This is a genomic window from Nocardiopsis synnemataformans, assembly GCF_965343085.1.
In the GTDB taxonomy this organism is placed as follows: Bacteria; Actinomycetota; Actinomycetes; order Streptosporangiales; family Streptosporangiaceae; genus Nocardiopsis; species Nocardiopsis alborubida.
Genome location: NZ_CBDRFA010000028.1, coordinates 57,672 through 67,156 on the forward strand (window position 1 = coordinate 57,672; position 9,485 = coordinate 67,156).

General features: G+C 71.1%; 15 protein-coding genes and 1 tRNA gene. 5 read left to right on the forward strand and 11 right to left on the reverse strand.

Annotated elements, in window-relative coordinates:
- The first annotated feature begins 23 nt into the window (after positions 1-23).
- Positions 24-257 (forward strand): hypothetical protein, encoded by a 234-nt coding sequence (locus tag ACSIH6_RS17690; RefSeq protein ID WP_435109414.1) that lies wholly within the window; start codon positions 24-26, stop codon positions 255-257.
- 62 nt (positions 258-319) lie between these two features.
- Here ACSIH6_RS17690 and ACSIH6_RS17695 read toward each other — a convergent pair whose 3' ends face one another.
- The 10 genes from ACSIH6_RS17695 to ACSIH6_RS17740 are packed head-to-tail and all read right to left on the reverse strand — an operon-like array spanning position 320 to position 5,053.
- On the reverse strand, positions 320-1,096 hold the full coding sequence (locus ACSIH6_RS17695; RefSeq protein ID WP_435109415.1) for a hypothetical protein: 777 nt from the start codon (positions 1,094-1,096) through the stop codon (positions 320-322).
- Positions 1,096-1,389 (reverse strand): hypothetical protein, encoded by a 294-nt coding sequence (locus ACSIH6_RS17700; RefSeq protein WP_435109416.1) that lies wholly within the window; start codon positions 1,387-1,389, stop codon positions 1,096-1,098. Before ACSIH6_RS17700 ends, ACSIH6_RS17695 begins: the two co-directional genes overlap by 1 nt.
- Positions 1,386-1,802: a hypothetical protein gene (locus ACSIH6_RS17705; protein ID WP_435109417.1), complete on the reverse strand. Its 417-nt coding sequence runs from the start codon at positions 1,800-1,802 to the stop codon at positions 1,386-1,388. The genes ACSIH6_RS17700 and ACSIH6_RS17705 overlap by 4 nt, the downstream gene beginning before the upstream one ends.
- Complete coding sequence (locus tag ACSIH6_RS17710) at positions 1,799-2,140, reverse strand: hypothetical protein (RefSeq protein WP_435109418.1); 342 nt, start codon at positions 2,138-2,140, stop codon at positions 1,799-1,801. The genes ACSIH6_RS17705 and ACSIH6_RS17710 overlap by 4 nt, the downstream gene beginning before the upstream one ends.
- 1 nt (position 2,141) lies before the next feature.
- Positions 2,142-2,528: a hypothetical protein gene (locus ACSIH6_RS17715; RefSeq protein WP_435109419.1), complete on the reverse strand. Its 387-nt coding sequence runs from the start codon at positions 2,526-2,528 to the stop codon at positions 2,142-2,144.
- Positions 2,525-3,304, reverse strand: coding sequence for a phage antirepressor (locus tag ACSIH6_RS17720; protein WP_435109420.1), 780 nt, complete (start codon positions 3,302-3,304; stop codon positions 2,525-2,527). Before ACSIH6_RS17720 ends, ACSIH6_RS17715 begins: the two co-directional genes overlap by 4 nt.
- Before the next feature lie 58 nt (positions 3,305-3,362).
- On the reverse strand, positions 3,363-4,463 hold the full coding sequence (locus ACSIH6_RS17725; RefSeq protein WP_435109421.1) for a hypothetical protein: 1,101 nt from the start codon (positions 4,461-4,463) through the stop codon (positions 3,363-3,365).
- Complete coding sequence (locus ACSIH6_RS17730; protein ID WP_435109422.1) at positions 4,456-4,599, reverse strand: hypothetical protein; 144 nt, start codon at positions 4,597-4,599, stop codon at positions 4,456-4,458. Before ACSIH6_RS17730 ends, ACSIH6_RS17725 begins: the two co-directional genes overlap by 8 nt.
- Positions 4,600-4,628: 29 nt before the next feature.
- Positions 4,629-4,829 carry a helix-turn-helix domain-containing protein gene (locus ACSIH6_RS17735; RefSeq protein WP_435109423.1) on the reverse strand — a complete coding sequence of 67 codons (201 nt, stop codon included), beginning with the start codon at positions 4,827-4,829 and terminating at the stop codon, positions 4,629-4,631.
- Complete coding sequence (locus ACSIH6_RS17740; protein ID WP_435109424.1) at positions 4,826-5,053, reverse strand: helix-turn-helix domain-containing protein; 228 nt, start codon at positions 5,051-5,053, stop codon at positions 4,826-4,828. Before ACSIH6_RS17740 ends, ACSIH6_RS17735 begins: the two co-directional genes overlap by 4 nt.
- Positions 5,054-5,211: 158 nt before the next feature.
- On the opposite strand from ACSIH6_RS17740, the gene ACSIH6_RS17745 reads away from it, so the two are divergent.
- From ACSIH6_RS17745 to ACSIH6_RS17755, 3 genes are all read left to right on the forward strand, one after another.
- A complete protein-coding gene (locus tag ACSIH6_RS17745) occupies positions 5,212-5,622 on the forward strand; it encodes a helix-turn-helix transcriptional regulator (protein WP_435109425.1) in 411 nt (136 codons plus the stop codon).
- A 157-nt stretch (positions 5,623-5,779) separates the two neighbouring features.
- On the forward strand, positions 5,780-6,175 hold the full coding sequence (locus tag ACSIH6_RS17750) for a hypothetical protein (RefSeq protein WP_435109426.1): 396 nt from the start codon (positions 5,780-5,782) through the stop codon (positions 6,173-6,175).
- 88 nt (positions 6,176-6,263) lie between these two features.
- Positions 6,264-7,730: a tyrosine-type recombinase/integrase gene (locus ACSIH6_RS17755; protein WP_435109427.1), complete on the forward strand. Its 1,467-nt coding sequence runs from the start codon at positions 6,264-6,266 to the stop codon at positions 7,728-7,730.
- Between the two features lie 93 nt (positions 7,731-7,823).
- On the opposite strand, the gene ACSIH6_RS17760 is transcribed toward ACSIH6_RS17755, so the two are convergent.
- Positions 7,824-7,896: transfer RNA gene (locus tag ACSIH6_RS17760), tRNA-Arg, on the reverse strand.
- 420 nt (positions 7,897-8,316) lie between these two features.
- On the opposite strand from ACSIH6_RS17760, the gene ACSIH6_RS17765 reads away from it, so the two are divergent.
- A complete protein-coding gene (locus tag ACSIH6_RS17765; protein WP_435109428.1) occupies positions 8,317-9,423 on the forward strand; it encodes a D-alanyl-D-alanine carboxypeptidase family protein in 1,107 nt (368 codons plus the stop codon).
- Positions 9,424-9,485 lie beyond the last annotated feature (62 nt).

The window sequence follows — 9,485 nt, forward strand, 5'->3', positions numbered from 1 at the left end:
CTTGATGTTGCATACTCATGTCCATGGCTTCCCTGACCCCAGACCAGACCGAGGCGCTCGCCGAACTCGACGCGGCCACCGAGCGATACCGCGCGGCTGAACGCGCCTACGTCGAAGCGCGCGAGCACGTCCACGGCAAGATCGTCCGCGCCCTCCAAGCGGGCATCGGCACCAGCGAGGTCGGCCGTCACGCCCCCTACGACCGGAACCACGTGAACCGCATTCGCAAGGACGCGGGGATCCCCTCGAAGCGCTGACGGCGTGGCGCCCGCCGCGGCCGGGGCGACCCCAGCAGCCGCGGCGGGACGTGAGCGACCCATCAGAACGGGGCCGGGGCCACGAGGTCAGCCCGGCACACGGCAGCGGCGAGCACATCGGCCAGGCCCTGGGCGTCGTCGCGCGTCAGCGCCAGCGACCCCAACGCGTCGAACGCGGCCTCGATAGAGCCGCCGGTCCGCACGGTGACCGTGCCTGCGGCCGTCCGCCAGCGGGGCTCGGGCCCGTCATCGGCCGGGGGCGGCAACAGCGGGGCCGGGGGCGCGGGGGTGGCGTGCCGCTGGTCGAACTGGGCAGCGATGGCGTCCGCGCGGTCCTGTCCGGCGGGCAGCTCCGGCGTCCACGGCGGCAGGTTGTCGTCCTCCTGGGCGTTGCGCTCGACGCGGGCGGGGCGCTCCCGACCGTCCAGGCCGCGCACGGTGCCCGGCTCGTCCAACTGTCCCGCCTGGGACAGTCGCTGGATGTCCCGGTCGACGGTGCTCTTCGACGCGCCAACGGCACCCGCGATGGCCCGTGTGCTGTGCCCCTTTTCGCGGAGGTCGCCCACGAGGGCGCGGCGCTGGGCGTCCGTCAACTGGCGCCGATCGGCGTTCAGCGTGCGCCGGAGGTCGGCAGCCTCGTCCGCGTCGGCGACGGTGACGTGCTGCTCGGGGTACGCCACGCCCAGCTCTTCGGCCAGGCGCACGCGGACGTGGCCGTCGATGACCGCGCCGTCCTGGTCGCGGACCACCGGCACGAGGACACCCCACCGGCCGATGCTGGCGCGCATCGCGTCCTCGATGGCGGCGTCGAGCGCGGGGAGGGTGAGCTGCTTCGGCATCAGGTGCCTCCGTTCTGGGTGCGGACGGCCAGGCCGGGGCGATAGGACACCCACACCTCGTGCTTGCCGTCCTTCGTCGTGATCGCCTCGGCGAGGAACCCGCCCCGGGCGAAGGACTTGAGGCGGCCGGACCGGATCCGGTGCGCGACGCTGTGCGCGGCGATCCGGCTCTTGGCAGTCCGGGCCTTCGCCCACTTCTCCGGATGGGCCTTGAGCGCCTGGGCGACCTCGGCGTAGGTCTGGCAGCGGTCGGCCCCGTAGTCCTTGGGGGGCGCGTCGAACAGCTCGATCATTCGGCCACCGCCAGCGGAGCGCCGAGACCGGCCGCGCGGAGCAGCACGACGGCCGTGGACAGGTGCATGCGAACCGGGGCGGCCTGGGCGACCTCGGGAACGTCCACCCCAGCCGACATGAGCCGAGCCAGCGCGGACACGTCCACGTGCGCCCACCAGGACGCCACCCGCGCAGCCCCGTAGTCCTCGCGCGGGGTGACCAACACGCCCAGGGCGGCCCCGGCGAGATCGGCGGCGTCCTGGACCTCGTCCAGCCAGTCACCCACCAGGCCGTCGCCGGAGTACTCGGCAGTGGCAGAACCGGGGCAGCGCCACAGGACGCGACCGGTGCCGCGGATGCCGACCATGGTGGCCTCGGCGTCCGGCCAGCCGTGGCCCTGGAGGTAGTCGGTGACGGCGTCTTCGGGGATCATCGGCGGCCCTTCCTCGTGATGTCGGCCAGCGCCTCGCGGGCGGCGGCCAGCTCCGCGAGAGCGGTGTCGATCTGCTGGAGTGCGGCCACCTCGCGGACGCGCGCCTCGGCGGTGGACTCGGTGCCGTGCCAGGCGTCCACGTCCCGAAGCGCACCGAGGCCGTGCCGGACGCCGGACCACGTGTGGCGGCGTGCCGTGGCCAGTCCGGGCGTGCGATAGGGCAGGAGCGCGGCGGGCACCTGGGCGACGATCTCCACGCGGGCCTCGCCGACCGGGGTGGCCCGGGACGGTGTCGGGGCCGGAGTGCGGCGCCAGAGCGCAGTGAGGGTGCGGAACACGTCAGGACTCCAGTCGTGCGAGAGCGGCGCGGAGCTTCGGGCCACGCAGGCCCTGGGCGCGGAGATGGGCGGTGGCGGCCTCGCGGCGGCGACGCTTCGCGGCCTCACGGGAACGGAGCACCTCCGGGGAGACGGGCGCGGTCGCGGCCGGGGCAGTGGGCTCGCGCCGAAGGGACAGGTCCGGACGCCACTCCAGGGCCGCGAGCCGGATGCGGGGGCCGCCGGTCGGAAGGTCCAGGCCGAGCGCGGCCAGCAGCTCCCGGCGGTCGTCCCGGTCATCCGGCGCGGCCAGGGCCACGGTGGCGCGGGCCAGCGCGGTCTCCCACGGCCGTGGGGGCAGGACCGGGGCGTAGGACAGGCCGGACGTCAGGCCGCCAGCGCCGCTCACTGGGCACCGTCCAGGGTGAGCTGAGCGGTCGCGGCCAGGACCTGACGGAGATCGGCCAGGCCGCGCGGGGTGATCCGCACCTGGGCGGACAGCACCGGCTCCAGGGTGTGCGGGTGGGTGTACGACGTGGTGCGGCGCACGAGACGGCCCATGCCGACGTGGTGCTGGTACGGCTGGCCGGACTTGTCGATCCACCCGAGGTCGCGGAGCTTCGCGAACAGGGTGTTCTGGCCGATGCGGATGCCGGGCACCCGGGAGAGGATCTGTGCAGCCTCACGCACCGCGTGGTCGCCCTTGGACGCGGCCAGGTCATCCCACGCCTCGGCGGCCGGGGTCAGCTCGGCGGCGCGACGCTCGGCGACTTCCCGGGCCTCGACGGCGTCGGCGGCCGCGCGGAGCGCCTGGGCGTAGGTCTGCGGAACCTGTGGGGCCACCTCGTACCGGCCGGTGCGCCGGAGCGTGGGCAGCACCTCGGCGGTCACCCACTCCTGGAAGCGGTCGGCCTCGGGGGTGTGGCTGCGCATGATCAGCCGGTAGAGGCCCGCTTCCGAGATCAGCACCGTCTGGGGGTGAAGTCCCAGGTCAGGCAAGGGGAACGATTCGTTACCCTTGCGGTGACCTGCGGGAACGTGGTCACCGAGGGCCTTGCGGGTGTTGGTGTAGCCGAGGACTAGCGCGGCGTCGCGTCCGACGAACCACGGGTCTCCGTCGAGTTCGACGGCGCGCACGGGCTGACCGGTGTCGGGGAAGGTGAAGGGCTGTAGAGACAGGGACATGGGATGGCTCCCTTCGGGTGGCCGCCCACGGCGGGGCGAGGGCGGCCCGGGTGGTGGATCAGGTGTCGGTGGCCTCGGTGAACCGGCCGCGCCGGGGGTGCTCACGGAGGGGCATCCGCAGGAGGTCCAGGGCAGTGAGAGGCTCGCGCTCCGGCCGGGCCTGCTCGCGGGCGGCGGGCTCCAGGTCCCGGGAGTGCTTCTCCAGGAGGTCGGCCTGTGACGCGGTCAGCGACTCCAGAGCGGCAATCCGGTCGAGTGCGGCGGCCAGCTGCCCAGCCAGAGAGTGCTCCCGGCACGGCTCGGACTCCACCGGCTCCCCGCACAGGCCGGTCGGGGCCGGGGCGGCACACACGTATCCGCCGGGGGCAGCAGCGTCGGACCACACGACGGGGCCCCACTCGGACTCGACCGAGCGCACCCGGTCGTCGAGGAGTGCGAGCCGAGAGGAGTCCTCGGCGCGGTCGTGCTCGACACGGCCCATGTCGCGCTCCAGCTGGGCGAGCCGGTCCAGCACCGGGGAATCGCCGCGCCGGTACCGGTCCAGGTCCGCGCGGAGCATCGACCAGGCGGCATAGGCGCGCTCCCAGGCGTCGGCCGGGTCATCGGAGATCAGGTCAGCGGCGTCCTGGGGGTTCGCGCCGAGGGCCTCGGCAACAAGGAGGGTCCGGTAGTTGGCCAGGCCAGGGGCGGCCTGGGCATCCGTCCACGTGCGGGTGCACCCGGCGACGTCGGCGCAGTGCAGCCCGCCGTGTCCGGCGCCGCTGGAGTGCTCGCAGTAGACGTCGATGCCCTCCATGACGGTGAAGGACCGGCACGGCTCGGCGTCGTCGCCCGGGGCTTCGGTCGGGGCCAGCTGTGCGAGGGTGCGCAGGCATTCCAGACAGGTCGCCTGGTCGATGCGGGCGTCGACCGTCACGTCATGGTGGCCTCCCCCGCACGGGGTGATGCCCTCAGGGGTGGCCACGTGGACCACGTCGGCGCTACGGCGGCCCGCCACGCCGTCGGCCAGCAGCGGCAGGGCGCCGATGGCTTCGGCCGGGGTGAGCGGAGTGCCGGGCGCGTCGCTGGCGGCCTGCTGTGCCCGCGTGCGCATGGACCGGGCGGCATCCTCGGCGATGCCGCGCAACGTCTCGTCAGTGAGGTGGCGGAACTCAGGCACGGGGGTCCTCCAGGGCGTACACGTCGGCGAGCAGGGCGGCAGTGGGGGCGGCGCCGACCCAGAGGCCGAGGCGGAGACCACCCCACGCGCCGACGGTGTCGAACACGTGGCGGATAGGAGACAGGGGTAGGGGCATGGATGCTCCCTGGAAATGAGGGGTGGGGGTCAGGCGACGTCGTCGGCGAGCCGGGCCTGGACGAACTCCTCCAGCGCGGTCGCGGGGACGCGGCGGGCGGCGCCGACCTTGAAGCTGCGCAGTTCGCCGGAGCGGACGAGCTTCCAGGTCGTGGCCTCGCAGAGTGCGAGGGATGCGGCAGCTTCAGGGACCGTGTACGCCACACGGGGAGCTGCGGTCGGCGCGCTCATGCGACACCCGCCAGGTCGGGGTAAGTGATTGCGACCAGGTCGACGCCGAGGTGGGCAGCGGCAGCGCGAGCGAGAGACATGGTGCCCGGCCGCCGACCCGCCTCGATGTTCGACAGGTAAGCGCCGCTGATGCCCAGGGCCGCCGCCATGTCGGCCTGCGTGATGCCGTAGGCGTCGCGGAGCGCCGCGAGGGCGGGTCCGTGGACGATGCGTCTGGTACTCATGTGCGCAACTCTAGGAAAGAGTAGGAAAGCACGCAAGTCTAGGAAAGGAATGTGCGAGCAATCAAGAGCAAGTAGGGTAGGAAACCCTTACTAGATGGGGTAGGTTCCGTGACTGTCTTGACGTAGAGCTTCCTAAACTTTCCTGACATGGTGGAGCGATGACCCTCGGAGACCGCATACGAACAGCACGCCAACGCGCACGCCTCACTCAAGAGCAGCTGGCCGCTCGTGTCGGTGTTGGCCGACGCACGATCGACAACTGGGAGAACGGACGGACGTCACCGAAGAACCTCGTGTCGCTGGAGGAAGCCTTGGGGTCGCTGGTCGAGGAGCACACCCGAGAATCGGCTCCACCTGAGACCCGCGTCCTCGACACCCCGTTCGGAGAGGTAATCGAGGAGATCATCGAGGACCTGGAAGCTGACACCGAAGACTGGACGGACGAGGAGCGCGACGATGCGGAGCGCCAGCTGGCGGACAGGTTCCGTCTTCAGTACGCCGAGTTCATCCGGCAGCAGGAGGCACTACGAGAGCAGCGCAGGCGCAAGCGCCGTCGGCGCAACGAGTGATTGGCCGCAACTGGCCGCCGGACCTGTAAACCAGTAGCCGGATTGTCCACCATGACAACACAGAGTGAAGTGGGCAGGTAAAAAAGGTGTTTTCGAACGTGCCTTCGGGAATACGATCAGCACTCCCACCAGCGGTCACATTCCCCAGAGGAGAGCAATGGTGCTCACGCGTACCACACCCCCGCGCCCCCGCCTCCACACGACCCCGCTGGCGCTGTCCATCACCGTGGATGATGCCCTTCCCCGGCGCCGCCCGATGCGCATCCGGCACCTGCCCGGCGGACACTGCCTGATCACCATCCGCACCGGCCTAGAGTGCGGACACGTCGCACGCCTCTACCAGTACAAGCTTCGCGGCCCCGCCAGGCGTCTGGTCTACCGCGCCTTCGAGGTCCCCGACCCCGACATCGACCTCGAAGGGTACGCCCGCCTCGTCTGGTGGGACCCCGACTGGGCCGCCGATGTGCCCCTCCTGGAGGCACTGGAGCAGCGCGGCCTCCTCACCCCGTGGCCGCACGGCGCGACTCTTCCCCCTGCCCGCTTCAGGGCATAGGCGGCACTGGCCGCCACACACGAAGGAGGGGGCGCCGCCATGCACCGGCGACGCCCCCTCATGATTCGCACACGAATCGGAGATCAGTATGCCCCCTACCCCCGACCGAGGGCGAGCCCCCAACGGCCGCTCCTCCATCTACTACAGCGAGTCAGACGGCCTCTGGCACGGCTGGGTCACCATGGGCGTGAAGGCCGACGGCCGCCCGGACCGGCGCCACCGGAAGGCGAAGACCGAAGCCGAGGTGACGGCGAAGGTCCAGGCGCTCGAAGCCGACCGGGACGCGGGCCGAGTCACGAAGGCCGGTCGCGCCCCCACCGTCGAGCAGTGGTTCGACCGGTGGCTGACGAAGGTGGCCGCCCGTGAGGTCGACGAGAACACCCTGACGACGTCCTACGAGCCGACGGTGCGCCGCCACATAATCCCAGCCCTGGGCCGCCACCGGATCGACGCGGTGAGGGCCGAGCACATTGAGGACTTCTACGAGCACCTGGCCGAGGAGAAAGGCCTCGCGCCCAGCACGGTCCTGAAGGTGCACTGGCGGCTCATGGCTGGGTTCCAGACGGCGACCGACCGGGACCTCATCAAGCGAAACCCCATGGCCTTGGTGAAGCCCCCGTCCGGCGAGGCGCTGACCGAAGGCATCCCGCTCGGGCGTGAGGAAGCACGCGCGCTTCTGAAGGCATGCCGCGGGCGCCGGGGCGGCATCCGCTGGTCGCTGGCGTTGACCCTGGGCATCCGCCAGTCCGAGGCGCTTGGGCTGCGCTGGCCGTACCTGAAGGCCGCCTGCGACCCGTGCCGGATCCTCTACGATGCCGCCGACCTGTTCGCCGCGAACGCGAAGACCTGCGGCCAGTGCGGCGGGCAGCTGCACTACGAGGCGCGGATCGAGTGGCAGCTGAAGCACAGGCCCTACCGGCACGGGTGTGACGACATCGCGGCGTGCTCGAAGGACCGGCACATCCCGGCGTGCCCGAAGGGATGCTCGGGGCACCACAAGCCGAAGTGCAAGCCTGGCTGCAAGGCGCGTGGCCACGAGTGCCCGAAGCGGCCGTGTCCGCCGAAGTGCGAGGGCCACGGGCGGGAGTGCCCGGCTCGGGTTGGCGGGGAGTACTACTTCGGCCGCCGGAAGTCCTCGGGCAAGGGGCGGGGGAAGGAGCGCTTGGTCCTCCCGATCCCGAAGCAGCTCGTGCCGGAGCTGCGCACCCACTGGCAGATGCAGCAGCACGAGCGCGACCTCGCGGGCGAGACTTGGGAGGGTGAGGAATGGAACGTGGTGTTCGCAACCGCGGTCGGGGCGCCGATCGCGAAGAACCCCGACTGGGCGGACTGGAAGCGGCTGCTCGCCGCGGCCGGCGTGCGTGACGTCCGAGTGCACGACGGCCGCCACACCGCGGCCACGATCCTCACCGAACTGGGCGCCGACGCGCGCACGGTCCAGGAGATCCTCGGTCACTCCCAGATCAGCCAGACCGAGCGGTACATCCACGCGTCCAGCGCGCTCGCCCGGGGCGCCATCGACCGGATGGGGACAGCTCTCCTAGATGACGTGTAGAGGCGAGTAGAGCCCCGTGGACTGCAACCGTAATTGCAACCCACGGGGCTTTGCCCTCGGTGATCCTGCGGTGTTATCGCAGGTCACCCCATGCGGCCCCGGCAGGATTCGAACCTGCGGCACCCGCTTTAGGAGAGCGGTGCTCTATCCCCTGAGCTACGGAGCCATGGGTCTGACGCAGGTATGTCCTACCCCGTCACCGGACCAAGCCTAACCCAGGATGGACGTGGATGGGGTGTCGGTCAGCCTCCGGCGGGGGCGGTTGGGGGACTCTGCGTGCATGGCGGAGTACGCTGACCTACGATTGGTTGTCCTGGTGCGGTGTGACGTTGTTCATGACGCATGTCGTGTTATGGCCGCGTATGTACCCTCGATAACGATGGGGAACCGGGCTCGGCGTCGACCGGCCCGGCGGTGACCAGGTGTTTCACCGAAGCCCGGAGCAGAGGGCGGCGGGGCGGGGAGGGGCCCGCCCGCGACCCGCTCCGCCCGGTGGACCGATCTCGCGTGGCCGCATGTGGACATGTAGTACGTTGCCTTGCGGCCACGGGTAGGTGTTCGAGGAAAAGCAGCCGGAGGATCATTCGTGCCGTTCACTTCTGATGCGGCGCGGCGCAGGTCCCGCGTACCGGGTGGCGGCGGGGCGCTCACCGCCTTCGCCCTGTCCTACCGGGTCCGCTTCGCACAGGCGCTGACGCTCACGCTCGTCACCGCGCTCCTCGTGGCGCCGGTGCACACCGGCGCGCTGGAACCCGCCGAGGCGAGCCTGGAGGAGTTCCGGGAGAGGGCCGAGACCGCCTCCCAGGAGCTGGAGGAGGCCAACCAGGACCTCGTCGACCGCCAGGAGGCGCTGGAGGACGCCCAGTCGGAGCTGGTCCAGACCATCTACGACCTCCAGCAGACCGAACTCGAACTCAACGAGATGCGCGAACCGCTGGCCCAGCTGGCCAGCACGCTGTACAAGCAGCCCGACGGCGGCATGCTCGCCGTCCTGGCGTCGGGATCCCTCAACGAGGACCTCCAGATCCAGTCCTACGCGGCGAAGATCTCCCAGGACAACCAGATGCTCATCCAGGACGCCACCGACCTGCGCGAGGAGCAGGTCGAGCTGGCGAGCCAGGCGCAGGAGCTGCAGACCACCACCCAGTTGGAACAGGTCGAACTGGCCGCGGACATCGAGGCCCTGCGCGAGCAGTCCGAGCAGACCACGAACGAGCTCGTCCAGGAGCTGGAGGACCGCGGCATCGACCCGGAGGCCTACATGGCCGCCGGGAACTGCGACCCGGACGCGGCCGTGAACGCCCAGGGGGCGGCCAACGGCCTGCTCCCGGCCAACTCCCTGTGCGACCTCTACGACGACAAGAGGCTGCGCGCCGACGCGGCCGTGGACTTCCTCCAGCTCAACGCCAGGTACGTGGACGAGTACGGCGAGAACATGTGCATCACCAGCGCCTACCGCGACCTGCCCAACCAGCACCGCGTCTACGGCCAGGTGGCGCCGGGCTTCGCGGCCGTCCCCGGCACGAGCAACCACGGCCTGGGACAGGCGATCGACCTCGGCTGCGGCATCCAGAACTACCGGTCCGACCGCTGGCTCTGGATGGAGGCCAACGGCGCCGACTTCGGCTGGCACCACCCGGCCTGGGCCAAGTCCAGTCCCTTCGAGCCCTGGCACTGGGAGTACACAGGCTGATCCTCGCCCGGCCCTTCCGGGGGCGGCCCCGCACGGGGCCGCCCCCGACGCGTTCGGCCGCC